Below are 15,612 nucleotides of genomic sequence, written 5' to 3' on the forward strand. Positions count from 1 at the left end.
CTCACGCCTTGCCGATCAGGAGCACGGCCACGACCAGTCCGTAGATGGCGATTCCCTCGGCCAGCCCGACGATCACCATCGCCCGGCCGAAGAGCTCCGGGCGTTCGCTGAGTGCGGCCAGGGCCGCGGCACCGGTGTACGCCACGGCGATCGCCGCGCCGATCGAGGCACCGGCCACCGCGATGGCCGCGCCGATCAGCGCCGCGGCATTGGTGCCCGCGGTACCGGCCTGCGCCGTGGGCGCCGCCTGGGCCGGCCCCCCGCTCAACGCCACGAGCAGCAGGGCCACCGCCCCCGCCAGCAGTACGAGGTTGGCCCCCACGGCACACCGCAGCGCGCTCTTGCCGCCACGCTTGCGGAACAGCAGGCGCAGCGCCCACCACATCAGGGCGATGACGGGCAGCGCGACGAGCCAGGTGATCACGGCACGACCTCCGAACGACGAACCGGAAGACGCCAGGGACGGAACGGCCGTCCCTGACCTTCGAAGACCCGGGAGAAGAGCTCGAAGTACGTGAGACGCAGCGCTTGGACCCCCGCCACCAGCGCCTCCAGCGCGAAGACGAGCACATTGCCCAGGACGAAGAGCACCACGGCGCCCAGCAGCCCTGCCGGGCCGTGCCGGGCCAGGCCCGTGGTGCCCGCCCAGACCACCGCGCCCAGTACCGCATGGGTGAGACCGAAGGCGGCCAAGCGCGCGAAGGACACCGCGTTGGACAGGATGCGGACGACGCCGTCGAAGAGCTGCACGCCGGTCTGGAACAGCCCGGAGACACCGCGATCGGTGCCGGCGTACAGGCCCGCCGCCGCCAGGACGGCGCCGGTGACCGCCACCGCGGCCCCCGCCGCCACCACCCACCTCAGATGCCCGACGGCGCCCCCCGCCACCCCCGCCAACCCCAGGAAGACACCGCCCCCGGCGATACCCGACAGGGAGTACAGGGCGCCGGAGGGGCCCCGCTCGCGCCACCGGTTCAACGCCCCCGCTCCGTAAGCGAGGAGGAGCAGGACCGCACCGACCGCAACCGCCGACAGCAGCAGCCGGACGGGAGCGTGCAGCGGCGCCAACCACAAGACGGGCAGCACCCCGGTCGGCCCGAAGAACTCCCCGTAGGCCAACCCGGCCACGATGCTCAGGACACCGGCGGCGGCCACGAGGGGCCAGATCCGCAGCCAGGCGGCCAGTCGGCGGGGCCGCAGCACCGCGAGTCCGAGCGCCGCGAGCAACAGCAGGACACCGTGCCCCACGTCGCCGAACATCATCCCGAACATCACCGCGTACAGGGCGGCGGCTCCCCACGAGGGGTCGAGGTCCGGGTACGGAGGTGTGCCGTAGGCCGTCACCAGGGACGAGCAGGCGCCACGTACCGGGCCCGTGCGACGCAGCGCGGTCGGCGGGTCGATGCCCCGCGGCGCCGCCATCGGCACCAGCGCACCGCCGAGTTCGGCCAACCGCGCGCCCAGCGGTGCCACCTCGGCGCGCGGACACCACCCCGCGAGCGCGGCGACGTCCCCACGCCGGACCGCTTCGCCCAGGCGTGCCGCCACCTCCCGCTCCGCGGCGAGCGTCGCCGCCGCGGAGCGATCCGGGTACGACGACGCGTCCCCCGGTGGCCCGGGGCCACCGGTCCGGTCGAGGTCCACACATCCGGCCTCGGCGAGGCACACCAGGGCGTCCCGCTCGGCCGGCCGTGGCACGACCACCGCCACACGCTGCATGGGCACGGGGAAGAGTGCCTCAGACCAGGAAATCGAAGTCATCGAAGCCCTCCGGGGAGGAGGCACCGCTCACGGTGAGTTCCAGTGCGGCGCGGGTGCGCCACGCGTCGGCCGACAGGACCGCGACCACGCCCACAACGGGAATCGCGTCGTACCGGCAGCGGCGCGACATGCTCCGGCCGTCCTGCTCAATATCCCGCCACCACCGTCCCTCCGCCTGCCAGAGGCCGGCCGGATCCTCGATGCCGCGCAGCGCCCACCGTGCCGAGACGGGGAGCCGACGTCGGTACGCGCGGAAGTCAGGAGCGCGGTAGGCGGGGCCGATGAGCCGTGCGGCCGGGCCGGTGGCCTGTGCGGGCAGTTCCCGGCCGTGCACGAACCGTTCCCGTGCAACGAGGAGTGCCGCGCGGCCGGCCGCCCAGCGTGCCGCGGGCGGCACCCGTGCGGCGGTCCTGGCGGCCGCGATGAGCCGCAGCCCGACCGCCAGCTCGGCGGCACTGCCACCGGCACCGCGCCAGGGTGATGCCTGCAGGGCGGTTCGCAGCTCTTCGGGCCGGGCGGTGCGGGAGAGGTGGTGCCAGGCGGTCGCGAGCGCCCCGAGTTCATACGGGGACGGTTCCGACGGCTCGCCGCTCAGCTGCCGCAGGTGCCCCTCGACATTGACGATCTCGAAGCCGGACGCCAGCAGGCGGAGATCGTCCACCCCGCGCCGCGGCAGCCAGCCCGCGAGCACACGCAGATGCCAGAGCAGGGTCGCCGCGACCGCCCGCTGGGCCGCCGGCAGGGACATGCCGGCGGTCAGCCGCCGTTGATAGGGGGTGGTGGCCAGACGACGCACGGCCTCGTCCAGCGTGCCGGCAGCCGCGACCCGGCGGGCACCGGCCGCGCCCGGACACCGTTCCAGCAGCCCGCGCGCCCTGGTCACCCCGGCCACCCATGCGGCACTCACGGGCCGCCGCCCCGCTCCCGTGAACCTCCGGGGGGTTCGGTGTGCAGGGCGGACAGGCCGAGTTGCCGACGCACCTCGTCGGTCAGCCGGTCCGCCATGGCCGGGATCCGTGCCGCGGCTCGGCTTCTCAGCACGGCTTCCGCGCGTCGGCCCTCCTCGCGAATCGTGGCGGCCTCCCGTCGGCCGAGCTCCAGCCGCTGCCGTGCGGCATGCGTTCGGATGCGCTCGGAGAGCGCAGTCGCACGGGCCGTGATGGCCTCCGCGTGGCGGGCGGCGTCCCGGCGGATGCGGTCGGCCTCACGGCGCGCCGAGGCACGGACGGCTTCCGCCTCGTCGGCCGCGCCGTCCAGTCGGGCCAGCGTCGGTGTGAGTTCGGCGGCCAGCTCCGCGGCACGATCGGCGGGTACGCCGGTGGCCGCCGGGCCCGGGGTACTGACCGGACGGAAGCGCATCAGGAGATCACGCAGCCCCGCCATCGCCGAACCTCCCTCCGTCGGCCGTACTGCCGATGCCGTCGTGCTTCCAGTTTCTCCGCAAAGGGGTGGACGGTGCTCGGGAGAGCGCCGCGGCTCACTTCCGGGGAACGACCGCGACCGGGCAGCACGAGTGGTGCAGGAAGGCGAGCACCGACGGGCCGAGGGGCATGGGCATGCGCTGTGTCCGGCGCCCGACGACCAGCAGCCCGGCTCGCGAGCAGGCGCCCAGGAGCGTGGGCACGGCCCCGCCGTCGAGCACCTCCTCGATCACCTGGACGTTCGGGTACTTCTCGCGCCAGGGGGCCAGGCTTGCCGAGAGCGACTCCCGCTCCGCCGCCGTGCGCTCCGTCTCGTCCGGTGTCGGGGCGGTGCCGACGTCGAGAGCGGTGGAGGGCGTCCGGGCGCGTACGGCGTGCAGGCACGCACGGTGTGCCGAGGCGGCGGTGAAGGCGTAGTCGAGCACCGCATCACCTGCGGAGCCCTCTTGTCCCGATACGCCGACGACGATCTCGGGTCCGGGCCCGACGGACGCCTCCTGCTCACGGACGGTGATCACCGGGCACTCGGCACGCCCCAGAACACACAGGCTCACCGACCCCATCAGGAAGCCCGCGATGCTGTCGTGCCCGCGCGACCCCAGTACCAGCAGCGTGGATTCCCCGCTGCGGCCCGCCAGGGCATCCGCGGCCTTCTCCGCCACCTGCTCGGCCTTCACCGGAATCCCCGGGTGCATTTCCTTGGCGATGGCCTCGGCCCGGCGGAGCGCTTCGGTGCCGTACCGCCGTCGTTCGGCGCTCTCCGGGACGGACGAGACCGACCACGGCTGGGAGACCCAGGAATGCAGGAGGTGGAGCGGGAGGTTGCGGACGGCCGCCTCCTCGGCACCCCAGCGCACCGCCGGCTCGCTGTGGCCGGTGCCGTCGAGCCCGACGAGGACCGCGCCGCCCATGTCATGCCTCCTCCGGAGTGGCGGTGCGCGGCGGTGCGGCTCCCGGAGCGCAGTGCAGATGCCGGACGTGGGTGTCGGGGCCGGGGAAGAAGAGGGAGACCTGATCGGTGTCCGACCAGCGGACGTCGTAGGGCGGGGTCCCGTCTTCGTGGTGCAGTCCCACGACTTCCCCGTCCCGCCGGGTGGTTCCCGTGCTCGGTGATGCGACCACGAGCTGATCGCCGATGTGTGCCTGCACCGCCCTCACCTCACTTGTGCACCGGTGTCCAGTGCCGAACCTGTCACAGGGGCGACGGGTCGGACATAGGGCGAGTCGCCTGGCCAAAGGGTCGTTCGGCCCATGGGGTGGGGACCAACCGGAACTGGCCTTCGGCGCCGCCACGCGTTTCACTGAAAGTGACGAGGAGGACGGTAGACGCGGAGAAGCGGAGCGAGACCGTGCACCGCGCAATCAGGGCCCGCGAGAAGTGGGCGGTCCTCCTTGGTCGCGAACGCCGGCCCGCCTGTGCGGGCCGGCACGTTCACGGTCCGCCCGCCGGCGGGCGCGGAGCCCTGGTGTCCCGCGGCGCCGTCCCGCGGACGGCCGGAGATGTGGAGGACGGCCATGACCACCACGCCCCTGCTCCACCGACTCCCGCCCGACGGGCGGGAACGCCTCTTGGCCTTCGCCCACGAGGTGTCCTTCCCCGAAGGCACCCGCATCTTCGAGGAGGGCGGGGCAGCCGACCAGTTCTGGATCATCCGCACGGGTTCGGTGAACCTGGACGTCCGGCTGCCGGGCCGTCGGCCGGCGGTCGTCGAACCGCTGGGCCCGGGGGACCTGTTGGGCTGGTCGTGGCTGGTGCCGCCGTACCGGTGGCGGATGGGCGCGGAAGCGTTCACCCTCGTGCGGGCCCATGAGTTCGACGCCACCGCGGTGCGCGCACTGTGCGAAGCGGACCCCGCCCTGGGGCTGGCGGTGACCCGCCAGGTCCTCGACGTGGTCGCCCGCAGGCTGCTGGCCACCCGGCACCGGCTGGTCGATCTGGCCGGCGCGGGCGCGAGCCTCCGCCCCGGACCGACCTGAACGACCCCGCGCCGCCCGTGCTCCGTCAGCCGGAGACGCGGCCCCGGGCCACCCGGGACGGGCCGAACACCTCCTGCTCGATCTGCTGCCGCACCCGGTTCGTCAGCCGTGCCAGCGGCTTCGACACGGTGGCCCGTACCGGCGCCGGCGACCTGATCTCCCTGGCCGCGGCGGGGAGTTGCGCCACCTCCGCGGCGAGCCGCCGCCGGGCGTCCTCCAACGGCAGCGGCGACACGCACCGCATCCCGCCCCGCATCACCGCCCGCAACAGCGGCACACTGCCGGGCGGCGGCTCCTCGTCGGCCAGGCCGATCACGTCGACGCAGCCGGGGCGCCGGAAGACCTGCTTGCGGCCGGGTGCCGTCGCCTTGGCCGTCGACAGTTTCATCACCGGACGTCCGGCGTACTCGACGAGTTTGTAGGCGGTGTCCAGGTACGGGGCGTCGGCGCTGACTCCCACCCGGGTGCCGACGGCGTACACGTCGATCGGCGCCCGCGCCGACACCAGGTCGTGCACGGAGTACTCGTCCAGGCCACCACTGGCCACGATCCGGACCTGCGGGAGCCCGGCGGCGTCGAGGACGGCCCGGGCGCGGAAGGACAGTTCCTTGAGATCACCGCTGTCCAGCCGGACCGCCGAGCCGTCGGCGCGGTCCAATGCACGCAGCACGCGGGCGGCGGCTGCGACACCCGACTCGGTGTCGTAGGTGTCCACCAGGAGCGTGACCGGGCCGGGGTGGCAGCGCGCGAAGGCGGTGAAGGCCGCCTCCTCGTCCTTGAAGGCTTCGACGTACGAGTGCGCCATGGTGCCGACCGCGGGGAAGTTCAGGGCCCGGGCCGTGGCGACGTTGCTGGTGCCCGCGAAGCCGGTCAGGGCGGCAAGTCGGGCCGTGTGCAGGCCGGCGGCCATCCCGTGGGTGCGGCGCAGCGAGAAGTCCACCACCGCATGCCCCCGGGCTGCGAGGACGCAGCGGACGCACTTGGAGGCCACCATGGTCTGGTGGCTGAGGTGGTTCAGCACACTCGTCTCGACGAGCTGCGCCTGCGGCAGGGGTGCGGTGACCTCCATCAGCGGTTCGCCGGCCAGGACGACGCGGCCCTCGGGAACCGCGCGCACGCTGCCGGTGAAACGCATCCCCACCAGCGGCATCAGGTCGTGGACCGGACGTCGCAACGCCTCCGCGAAGGCCCTGGCGTCGTCGAGGCCGACGCGGTACCGGGACAGGTAGCTCAGCGCCGACTCGACACCGGCGCACACCAGGAAGCCCCGGTCGGGCGGGAGTTGACGGACGAAGCAGCTGAAGGTGGCCGAGTCCGTCATCCGCTCGCTCAGGTAGGAGAGCGCCATGGTCACTTCGTACAGGTCGGTGGTGGTGGTCTCGGACATGGCGGCCGTTCCTTCCACGTTTTCGCTTCCCCATGCCGGGGTGCCCGTCCCCCGGTCCCGCACATGGGCCCTTCGGCCGCCGGCGAGGACGACCGGCCCACAGCTCCGACCGGGCTCCCGCGCGACAGTGGGTTCGACGCCGGTGAGGAGGCCGTCATGAGGATTCGCGACGTGATGCGTACGCCGGTGGTCACGGTCACCCCCGACACCACCCTGCGGGACACTGCGCGGCTGATGGCGCGGCGCACCGTCGGGTGCGTCGTCGTGGTGTCGGCCGAGGCGGTTCTCGGCATGGTCACCGACCGGGATCTCGCGGTGCGCGGTCTCGGCGCGGAGCGGTGCGCGAGCGCGCCGGTCGGTGAGGTGATGACGGTGCCGGCCCAGGTCGTCCGGCCGGGCGACGACGTGGATGCCGCGTACCGGACCATGGCGCGCTCGGCGGTCCGCCGGCTCGCGGTCGTCGACGAGGGGCGGCTCGTGGGTGTGGTGGCGTTGGACGACCTGTTGATGGACGTCTCCAGGAGGCTCTCCGAACTGCTCGGCGCGGTCTCGTGGTGCGTCCTGGCAGAACCACCGCCGGCGGGGAGGGCCTCGCCGGGTTGACGGGGGACGGCTCGCCTCGGGCGGGCGGCACTCGCCGTGGTGTTCATGCGCCCGGACTCTGCTCGGTGCTCCCGGTCGGCGATGCAGGCGCCCCGGGAACGCGGATCCGCCGACCGCTGATCCGGGTCGGCCGGATGGCGATCCACTGGTACCGGCCACCGCCCACCCACGGGGCCGAGTACGCCTGCTCCTCGAACTTGCGGGACTCGTAGAAGCCGGTGACGACCTCGGCGGGCCCCACGACCAGCACACTCCACCCCTGACTGAACGCGTCGTCGATGTGGTCCACCTCCAGCGCCGCCTCGTGGCCGGCCGCCGCTGCGGGACCGGAGCCCGCCTGGGTGCGGTAGGCGATCACGTCGTCGATGACGCTGTAGTTGACGGGGAAGACGGCGGGGGTGTCGTTGAGGGTGACGGCCACTCTGCCGATGCCGTGGGTGGAGAGCAGTTCCCGGCACTCGGCGGGGCCGAGCGTCAGCACCTCGGGGTGTGTACCGGCTTGGCCGAAGCCTGCCGGTAGATCGGCGTTACCGCCCGTCAGCTCGGCGACCGAGGTGTTGAGCGCACTGGCGAGGCGCAGCAGGAAGCCGATGCTCGGTTCGGCCGCGTGTTCTTCGACGTACTGGATGTAGCCGGGTGCGGCGGCGGCCCGGGCCGCGACCTCCTCACGGGTCAGCCCCAGCTGCTCGCGGCGCATCGCGGTGCGCCGTCCCAGATCGCTGCGGGCCCGGACCGGTTCGGCGCCGGGTCCGGTTGCTCGGTCGCTCGTCATCGCGCACGCGTCCTTTCTGCCGGCGGCTCCGGCCTCGTTCGTGCGGCGGGGGTTGGTCACTCGTGCGGCACGACCGCCACGGGGCACGGCGCGTGGTGGACGGCCGCGTGGACGACGTGGCCGATGCGCGGGACCGCACGGCCCAGGTGTCGGCGGCCGACGATCAGCAACTGCGTTCCCGCTGCCCCGTGCAGCAGGGCCGGTGCCGGACTCTCCATCACCACCTGCTGCTCGACGCGCACGTCCCGGAACTTCTCCCGCCATGGGCGCAGCGCCTCGGACAGCTCCTCACGTGCCAGCAGTTCGGCTTGTTCCGCAGCGGCCCGCTCCGCGGCGCCGCCCCGGTCGTAGGCGAACGGCGGTAGGTTCCTGCCGTGTATGGCGCGGAGGGGGACGGCGCGTCGGGCGGCGGTCTCGAAGGCGAAGGCCAACAGCGCGTCGCCGGGGGCGTGCAGGCTGACACCGACGGCGACGCCGCTGCTGCCCTCGGTGGCCGGGCGATCGTGCCGGGCCCGGACCAGGACGACCGGGATGTCGACCCGGGGCACCAGGTCCAGGCCGGTCTCGCCGAGTGTGAAGCGGGCCGCCGGGCCCAGCCCACGCGACCCCAGGACCAGCAGGTCCGCCTGCTCGGCGGCCTCGACCAGGGCTTCCAACGGCGGCTCGCGCACCAGACTCACATCGATGGGTATCCCGGGCTCGGCCGACTCGACCGTGGCCCTGGCCTCCTCGATGATCCGGTCCGGCCAGTGCGGGATCTCCTGCGTCCACGGTGCCCCGCGGGGTCTCGCGGTAAGGGGTTCCCAGGCGGTCAGGAGCCGCAGTCGGGACTGTCGTAGGCGCGCTTCGTGTGCCGCCCACGTCGCTGCCGCCAGGGCATGGGGTGTACCGTCCACGCCGACGGTGATGACGTTCTTCGTGACGGCGCTCTTCATGATGGCGGTCTTCATGATGGCGTCCGGCTTTCCTTGGTTCGTCCTTCGCCGGTCCGGACGGTCCGGTCGTCGGCCGCCGGCGTCGGTTTGAGGTCCTCGGACACCGACACCACGCCGTCGACGCTCGCGCACATCCGCACCAGCACCGGGATCAGCAGTGCGTCCGTCACGGTGCCGTGCAGGGCGACCTGGCCCCGATTGACCTCGGCGGTCACGCCGGCGGCGCCGAGCCGTGCCGTGCGCCCGAGGACCTCGCGGGTGATCTCCTCCCGGATCGCCCGGTCCTTGCGCAGGAAGACGCGCAGCAGGTCGCTGCGGCTGACGATGCCCAGCAGGACATCCGCCTCGTCGACCACGGGAAGCCGCTTGAGGTGCTGCACCTCCATCAGGCGGGCCGCCTCCACCACCGTCCAGTCCGGGTGCGCGCACACCGCCGGGGCGGACATCAGCTCTCCGGCGGTGCGCCCCTCCGCGCGGGCCTTCTCCCACGCCTCCAGATGCGGTAGCGGCGTCCGGCCGGACAGATCCGACCGGTCGGCGGCCTTCCGCAGCAGGTCGGCCTCCGAGACGACGCCGGCCGGCCTGCCGAGACTGTCGAGCACCGGCACGGCGCTCACCGCGTGGTCGGCGAGCGTCTGCGCGATCTCCTTGAAAGGAGTCTCCAGCCCTACGCTCACGACCTTCCGGGTCATCAGCTCGCCTATCGTGCGATGCTCCATCTCCGGCTCCTTCCGCCCCGGCGGCCCAGGGTGCGGCCACACCTCCAGCGTGGGCGGCCCGGTGGGCGCACCGGTATGAGCCACTTGGCCCTCTCGACCGGCCGGCCGTCCCCGGCCGGGCCGACCGGTCCCCGGTCGGGGCCCGATGGCCCCTGATGTCACCGACGGCGTCCCGCGAGGCTGAAGGCACCTGCCAACTCACCGTCCGCGCCCCGGCCGGGCGCGGTCCGATCCGCCCGGGAGGCCCCGGTGCTCACCCACCCCACCCTCGACGACACCGCCGTGATGTCCCTGATCGCCGACGCCATCACCGCGCCCTCGATGCACAACGCCCAACCGTGGCACTTCGACTACTCCCGGGCCTCGCGCACCGTGCTGCTCTCCGCCGACCTGGATCGCGCGATGCCGCTGGCCGACCCCACCACGCGCGGACTCCACCTCGGCTGCGGCGCGGCCCTGCTCAACCTCCGCGTGGCCGCCGCCCACGCCGGCCACCGCACGATCACCACACTGCTACCAGACCCCCACACCCCCGCACTGCTGGCCTCGGTGCGCCTCGACGTACCGCACGAGCCCTTGGACGTGGCCCTCTCCCACCTCCAGCCCGCCATCGCCGTCCGGCACACCAGCCGCTACCCCTTCACCGAGCGGCGCATCGCGGAGAGCCTGCGTGCCGCCCTGGTCGAGGCCGCGGCCGCGGAAGGGGCCCGCCTGGCGTTCCTGACCACCCCGCACCGCGAGGCGGTACTCGACCTCATCCTGCACGCCGAGGGCTACGACCGCATGGACGACGGCCGCGAAGTCGAACAGCGCCGATGGACCCACGACGCCTCCGCCGACACCCCCGTCGACACCTCTGCCGAAGCCGCTGCCGAGGGCATCCCGGAGTACGCCTTCGGCCCGGCCAAACGCAGCGGCGCGGCCCCGATACGGGACTTCGCCGGCCGACGCGCCATCCCCGGACGCGCCTACGCCGACTTCGAGAAACACCCCCAGCTGGCCTCCCTGAGCACCACCCACGACACCCCCGCCGACTGGCTCCGCGCCGGCCAGGCACTGGAACGCGTCCTGCTCCTGGCCACCCGCCAGGGCCTGGCCAGTTCCTTCGCCACCCAGGCCCTGGAATGGCCCGACCTGCGCTGGCTGCTGCGCGACCCGCTCTCCGGCCCCGGCCACGTCCAGATGATCCTCCGCCTCGGCTACGGCCCCGACGGACCACCCACCCCGCGCCGCCCGGTGGATGAGGTCCTCACCATCACGGCGTGAGCGCTGGGACCGGATGACCCCGTGCACCCGGACACGGGCTCGACGCCGGGACGGCCTGGGAGGCCCCGGGCAAGGAGCGGAGGCTGTCGTGCGGTGCGCTGAGGACCGGGCGGGAGGCCGGGCGCGCGAGACCGCGGATGCCCGGCGGAGGCGTCGCGACCCGATGCTGCTGAGCGCGACGACGGTGGCGCTGGTCGCGGGCGGGATCGCCTGGCTGGCCGGACGCGGGGCACTGGCCGATGCGTGCTGGGCGGGCGGCACGGTGATCGCCGTGGTCCCGGCCGTGGCCTGGGTGGTGGACACACTGCGGAAGGGGCGGGTCGGGGTCGATCTGATCGCGGTGCTGGCGCTCGCCGGGACGCTGGTCGTCGGCGAGTACCTCGCCGGGGCGCTGATCGCCGTGATGCTGGCGACCGGCCGGACGTTGGAGACCGCCGCCGGTCACCGGGCCTCACGTGATCTGCGGGCCCTGTTGGAGCGTGCGCCGCGCTCGGCCCGGTGTCGCCGCGGTGGGGAGATCGCCTCCGTGGACCTGGACGAGGTCGGCGTGGGCGAGGTGGTCGTCGTCGGCCCCGGTGAGGTCGTGCCGGTCGACGGCACGGTCGTGTCGGGTGCGGCGGTGCTGGACGAGTCGGCGCTCACCGGTGAGTCGACGCAGGTGGAGCGGCGGGCCGGCGAAGCGGTGCGCAGCGGTGTGGTGAACGCCGGCGGGGTCTTCGAGGCGACGGCGACGGCGACCGCGCGGGAGAGCACCTATGCGCAGGTCGTGCGGCTGGCCCGGGAGGCGAGCGCCGAGAAGGCGCCGGCGGTGCGTCTCGCGGAGCGGTATGCCGCGTGGTTCCTCCCGTTGTCGTTGGGGCTGGCCGGGGTCGCCTGGGGAGTGAGCGGGGAGCCGGTGCGGGCGGTGGCCGTGCTGGTCGTGGCGACCCCTTGCCCGCTGCTGCTGGCGGTGCCGGTGGCCGTCGTCTCCGGCATGTCGCGGGCGGCCCGACGGGGCGTGGTGGTCCGGGACGGTCGGGCGCTGGAATCGCTGGGCCGGGCCCGGACCATGGTGATCGACAAGACCGGGACGCTCACGGCGGGGCGACCGCGGGTGCTGGAGGTGGCGGCGGCACCCGGTGGCCCTTCCCCCACCGAGGTCCTGCGGTTGGCCGCCTCGGTCGACCAGGTCTCGGTGCACGTCCTCGCCGAGGCGATCGCCCGGGAGGCGCGCGATCGCGGCCTGACCCCGTCCCTGCCCGGGGAGGTCGTCGAGGAACCGGGGCGGGGAGCCACCGGAACCGTGGACGGCCGCCGGGTCGCCGTCGGCAGGACCGACCTGCCGTCGGCGGAGCTGCCCCGCTGGGCCCGGACCGTGGACAACCGCGCGCTGCTCGACGGGGCCGCGGTCGCCTGGGTCACCGTCGACGGCGCGCTCAGCGGTGCCGTGCTGCTCCACGACCCCCTGCGCCGGGACGCCCCGCACACCGTGCGGCGGCTGCGGGCGGCCGGGCTGACCAGGCTCCTGCTGCTCACCGGGGACCGTCCCGAGCCGGCCAGGCAGGTCGGGACGGTGCTGGGGCTGGACGACGTCCGTGCCGGGCAGCTGCCGGCCGACAAGGTCCGGGCCGTGCGGGAGGAGCGCGGGCGCGCCGTGACCATGATGGTCGGCGACGGCGTCAACGACGCCCCCGCCCTGGCCGCCGCGGACATCGGCGTCGCCATGGGTGCACGCGGCGCGACCTCGGCGTCGGAGGCCGCCGACATCGTGCTCGGCACCGACCGGGTCGGGCGGCTCGCCGACGCGATGGACATCGCCGTGCGGGCGCGCCGGATCGCGGTGCAGAGCGCGGTGGGCGGCATGGCGCTGTCCTTGGCGGCGATGGTCGCGGCGCTGTGGGGGCTGCTGCCGCCGGCTGCCGGCGCGCTGCTGCAGGAGGCCATCGACGTGGCCGCCATCCTCAACGCACTCCGTGTCGTGCTGCCGGCGCCGGGTACCGGCGGCCCGCCTCTCGAACCGGCGGCGGAGCGCCTCGTCCACCGGTTCGCCGCCGAACACGAGGATCTGCGCGGCGTCCTGGACGCCATCCGGGAGGCGGCGAGCCTGCTCTCCGCCGAGCCGGGCCCGCGCGCCCTGGCAGCGGTCCGGCGCGTCGACCGTCTGCTCACCGAGCGGTTGCTGCCGCACGAGTACGCCGAGGAGCACCAGCTGTACCCCGCGCTCAACGAGCGGCTCGGCGGCCCGGACGCCACGGAGACCATGAGCCGGGCGCACGCCGAGATCGAGCGCCTCGCCCAGCGCATCGCCACCCACCTCGCCCTGGCCGACGCGGCGGGGGCCTTGCTGCCGGAGCAACTCGACGATCTCCGGGCGTCGTTGTACGGGCTCCACACGGTCCTTCGGCTCCACTTCAGCCAGGAGGAGGAGAGCTATTTCTCGCTCTCCTCCTGACGACTGCCAGGGTCAGGGCCAGGGCCGGTCGGACTGCCCGGGGGCCTCGAAGCCGCCTGCCCCGGCAAGAAGAACCTCGTTCGGCATCAGATGCCGTCACTCCTGGGTTGCGGTACGGCGATGACGGGACACTGTGCGTAGTGGAGCAGGCCCTGGCTGACCGAGCCCAGCAGCATGCCGGTGAAGCCGCCGCGCCCGCGGGTTCCGACCACCAGGCACAGGGCGTGGGCGGATGCCCTGGCGAGCTCTTCCACCGGGTGGCCGAGGAGGACCTCGTGGTGCAGTTCCACCTCGGGGTAGGTCGCGGTGCGGCCTGCCACGGTCTCGGACAGCAGGCTGCGGCATTCGCTTTCCACGATGTGCTCGTCCCGCACACGGAACCGCTCCGGGCTCCGCACGTACACGGCTCGCAGGACGGCGCCGTGCTGGGCGGCCTGCCGGAAGGCGACGTCCACCGCGGCCGCGGAGTGGGCGCTGCCGTCGACCCCGACGACGACGTACGGCGGGTCCTGGGTGACGTGTTCCGACTCGGGTACCACGACGACCGGGCAGGGGGCGTGTGCCATGACGGGCAGCGCGACGGAAGCCGGACTGAAGACTTCCTGCACCCGGCCCAGGTGGCGGGAGCCCACCACCACCTCGGCGGCATCACGGGCCTGCTCCCGCAGGACCCACACCGGTCCGCCCTCGGCCAGCAGAGCCGAGAGCCGCACCTGCGGTTGCCGGTCCTCCACGAACGCCACCGCGCCTTCGAGCACGCGCTCGCCGGCTTCGTGCAGGGACTGGTTCCACTCCTCCCATGAAGGCCGTACCTCCGTCTTCCGATAACCACCGGTGGGTACTCCCTCGGCATGGACCAGGCGCAGCGGCATCCGGCGGCGCGCCGCCTGGGCCGCCGCCCAGGCCAGTGCCGTTCGCTGGGAAGGATCCGGATCCACGCCGACCACGATCGACCGGCGGACTTCCGCTGAGGCCATTGCCATCTCCCGGCCACACCCGTTGTCAGCCCCTTCTCCAGAATGGCGCCGTCGACGGCGAGTGGCACGACAGACAGCCGTGAGAGGGGATACCGAGGAGAGCCGGGCCGGGGCGTGGTCCCCCGACTGGTGACCGCCCCGCTCCCGGCGCGACACTGGAGGGGAGAGACGCCTTTTCGGACGTGGAGGAATGGCCATGACCACCGCGCGAGACATCATGCACGCCGGCGGCACCTGCGTGCGGGAGGACGAGACGTTGGAGAGCGCCGCGCGCCGGATGAGCGAACTGAACATCGGCTCCCTGCCGATCTGCGGTCCGGACGACCGACTGCACGGGATCATCACGGATCGGGACATCGTCGTGAAGTGCCTTGCCAAGGGCAAGGATCCCAAGGTCATGACCGCGGGGCAGCTTGCCCAGGGGAAGCCCGTCACCATCGATGCCGAGGCCGACGCCGAACAGGTCCTCAGGGCCATGGAGGGGCACCGGATCCGGAGGCTTCCCGTCATCTCCGACCATCGCCTGGTGGGGATGATCAGCGAAGCGGATCTCGCACAGCATCTCTCGGAAAAGCAGGTCGGTCGCTTCGTCGAGATGATCTGCACGCCTGCCTGACGGACCATCGCCCCCTGGCTTCGTGACCGTTCACGCCGCTCGGGCCAGGAGGAACGCGGTGCCGTCCGCGAGCGTGGTGAGACGGGGAGCGCCATCGTCATCGAAGATCCGCTACTTCGGAGCCGGGCAGCCGGCCGTTCCGGACACGGGTGGCCAGATCCTTCAACTGGGCCATGAAATATGGGAGTTCGAGCGCGTCGGCGTGCCGTAGAGCGGGACGACCAGCCCGCCGCCACGCGGGGAGACCGCCACGCCGAGGCGTGCCTCCGCACCGGCGGTAAAACGGCAATCGAGCCAGCAGCCGTTCAACTCGGGTACCTCCCGGGCGTCGGGTGTCGGCGGCTGGCCGGTCGAAGTCGAGGGTTTCCCTTTCAGCGCCATGTGCATCGCGATGAGCTTGGGTACCGAAGGGCTCACGTTGCTCACACTCGGGCTGGTCAAGCCCTGGGGCGAGGTGGTGCCGGGCTGGATCCCGCTGATCGGGGGGAAGCGTGTCGCGCCGCTGGCGGCGGTGGTTCCGGCGTTGCTCGGCGCGGCCGTTGTGATGCTGTTGACGATCCCCCGGGCGGGCGGCTTCGGAGGGGCCCAGGGAGCCCCGACCGGGCCGGCGCTCGTCGTGATGGACGCCTGTTACGCACCACTGCTGTTGTGGGGACCACTGCTCGTGGTCGTCACGATCTCCTACTACCCACGGCGCCTGAACTGAGCAGGCACAGTCAACCTCGTTGCGGCCGGCCCCGCTCCCTT

Annotated in this window: 18 protein-coding genes; 6 read left to right on the forward strand and 12 right to left on the reverse strand. The window is 73.4% G+C overall.

All coding sequences use genetic code 11. The annotated features are described in order from the left end of the window. Window position 1 precedes the first annotated feature (1 nt). The 6 genes from K2224_RS38505 to K2224_RS38530 all read right to left on the reverse strand — a co-directional run bounded on the left by K2224_RS38505 (window position 2) and on the right by K2224_RS38530 (window position 4,331). Window positions 2-424 (reverse strand): ATP synthase subunit C, encoded by a 423-nt coding sequence (locus K2224_RS38505; protein ID WP_221911739.1) that lies wholly within the window; start codon window positions 422-424, stop codon window positions 2-4. Further along, complete coding sequence (locus K2224_RS38510; protein ID WP_221912231.1) at window positions 421-1,719, reverse strand: V-type ATPase 116kDa subunit family protein; 1,299 nt, start codon at window positions 1,717-1,719, stop codon at window positions 421-423. The genes K2224_RS38505 and K2224_RS38510 overlap by 4 nt, the downstream gene beginning before the upstream one ends. Window positions 1,720-1,738: 19 nt before the next feature. Next, window positions 1,739-2,668: a hypothetical protein gene (locus K2224_RS38515; protein ID WP_221911740.1), complete on the reverse strand. Its 930-nt coding sequence runs from the start codon at window positions 2,666-2,668 to the stop codon at window positions 1,739-1,741. After that, window positions 2,665-3,144 (reverse strand): hypothetical protein, encoded by a 480-nt coding sequence (locus K2224_RS38520; protein ID WP_221911741.1) that lies wholly within the window; start codon window positions 3,142-3,144, stop codon window positions 2,665-2,667. The genes K2224_RS38515 and K2224_RS38520 overlap by 4 nt, the downstream gene beginning before the upstream one ends. A gap of 94 nt (window positions 3,145-3,238) precedes the next feature. After that, a complete protein-coding gene (locus K2224_RS38525) occupies window positions 3,239-4,093 on the reverse strand; it encodes a universal stress protein (RefSeq protein WP_221911742.1) in 855 nt (284 codons plus the stop codon). Between the two features lies 1 nt (window position 4,094). Then, complete coding sequence (locus K2224_RS38530) at window positions 4,095-4,331, reverse strand: DUF1918 domain-containing protein (protein ID WP_221911743.1); 237 nt, start codon at window positions 4,329-4,331, stop codon at window positions 4,095-4,097. Between the two features lie 366 nt (window positions 4,332-4,697). Here K2224_RS38530 and K2224_RS38535 point away from each other — a divergent pair, with 366 nt between their 5' ends. Next, window positions 4,698-5,159 (forward strand): cyclic nucleotide-binding domain-containing protein, encoded by a 462-nt coding sequence (locus K2224_RS38535; protein ID WP_221911744.1) that lies wholly within the window; start codon window positions 4,698-4,700, stop codon window positions 5,157-5,159. A gap of 25 nt (window positions 5,160-5,184) precedes the next feature. Here the strand turns inward: K2224_RS38535 and K2224_RS38540 are convergent, their stop codons facing one another. Next, window positions 5,185-6,546: a nicotinate phosphoribosyltransferase gene (locus tag K2224_RS38540; protein ID WP_221911745.1), complete on the reverse strand. Its 1,362-nt coding sequence runs from the start codon at window positions 6,544-6,546 to the stop codon at window positions 5,185-5,187. A 156-nt stretch (window positions 6,547-6,702) separates the two neighbouring features. Here K2224_RS38540 and K2224_RS38545 point away from each other — a divergent pair, with 156 nt between their 5' ends. Then, complete coding sequence (locus K2224_RS38545) at window positions 6,703-7,149, forward strand: CBS domain-containing protein (protein ID WP_221911746.1); 447 nt, start codon at window positions 6,703-6,705, stop codon at window positions 7,147-7,149. Between the two features lie 43 nt (window positions 7,150-7,192). Here the strand turns inward: K2224_RS38545 and K2224_RS38550 are convergent, their stop codons facing one another. Genes K2224_RS38550 through K2224_RS38560 form a run of 3 tightly spaced genes read right to left on the reverse strand, consistent with a single transcriptional unit; the run spans window position 7,193 to window position 9,575 of the window. After that, window positions 7,193-7,921, reverse strand: a complete 729-nt coding sequence (locus tag K2224_RS38550; RefSeq protein WP_221911747.1) for a pyridoxamine 5'-phosphate oxidase family protein — start codon at window positions 7,919-7,921, stop codon at window positions 7,193-7,195. A 56-nt stretch (window positions 7,922-7,977) separates the two neighbouring features. Continuing rightward, a complete protein-coding gene (locus K2224_RS38555; protein ID WP_260693810.1) occupies window positions 7,978-8,871 on the reverse strand; it encodes a universal stress protein in 894 nt (297 codons plus the stop codon). Further along, on the reverse strand, window positions 8,868-9,575 hold the full coding sequence (locus K2224_RS38560; RefSeq protein ID WP_221911748.1) for a CBS domain-containing protein: 708 nt from the start codon (window positions 9,573-9,575) through the stop codon (window positions 8,868-8,870). The genes K2224_RS38555 and K2224_RS38560 overlap by 4 nt, the downstream gene beginning before the upstream one ends. A 249-nt stretch (window positions 9,576-9,824) precedes the next feature. Between K2224_RS38560 and K2224_RS38565 the strand changes: the two genes are divergently transcribed. Both K2224_RS38565 and K2224_RS38570 read left to right on the forward strand, forming a co-directional pair. Next, a complete protein-coding gene (locus K2224_RS38565; protein ID WP_260693812.1) occupies window positions 9,825-10,841 on the forward strand; it encodes an Acg family FMN-binding oxidoreductase in 1,017 nt (338 codons plus the stop codon). 163 nt (window positions 10,842-11,004) lie between these two features. Further along, window positions 11,005-13,272 carry a heavy metal translocating P-type ATPase gene (locus tag K2224_RS38570; RefSeq protein ID WP_221912237.1) on the forward strand — a complete coding sequence of 756 codons (2,268 nt, stop codon included), beginning with the start codon at window positions 11,005-11,007 and terminating at the stop codon, window positions 13,270-13,272. A gap of 86 nt (window positions 13,273-13,358) precedes the next feature. On the opposite strand, the gene K2224_RS38575 is transcribed toward K2224_RS38570, so the two are convergent. Then, on the reverse strand, window positions 13,359-14,249 hold the full coding sequence (locus K2224_RS38575; protein ID WP_221911749.1) for a universal stress protein: 891 nt from the start codon (window positions 14,247-14,249) through the stop codon (window positions 13,359-13,361). Window positions 14,250-14,445: 196 nt separating this feature from the next. Here K2224_RS38575 and K2224_RS38580 point away from each other — a divergent pair, with 196 nt between their 5' ends. Next, the gene (locus K2224_RS38580) at window positions 14,446-14,865 is read left to right on the forward strand and encodes a CBS domain-containing protein (RefSeq protein ID WP_221911750.1); all 420 of its coding nucleotides are present in this window, start codon (window positions 14,446-14,448) and stop codon (window positions 14,863-14,865) included. A gap of 162 nt (window positions 14,866-15,027) precedes the next feature. Here K2224_RS38580 and K2224_RS38585 read toward each other — a convergent pair whose 3' ends face one another. Then, a complete protein-coding gene (locus K2224_RS38585; RefSeq protein ID WP_221912323.1) occupies window positions 15,028-15,291 on the reverse strand; it encodes a hypothetical protein in 264 nt (87 codons plus the stop codon). On the opposite strand from K2224_RS38585, the gene K2224_RS38590 reads away from it, so the two are divergent. After that, entirely contained in the window at window positions 15,284-15,571 is a 288-nt protein-coding gene (locus tag K2224_RS38590; RefSeq protein WP_260693813.1) for a hypothetical protein, read from the forward strand. The two genes, K2224_RS38585 and K2224_RS38590, sit on opposite strands and share 8 nt — an antisense overlap. Window positions 15,572-15,612: the final 41 nt, after the last annotated feature.

The sequence above is a fragment of the Streptomyces sp. BHT-5-2 genome (assembly GCF_019774615.1).
Taxonomy (GTDB): domain Bacteria; phylum Actinomycetota; class Actinomycetes; order Streptomycetales; family Streptomycetaceae; genus Streptomyces.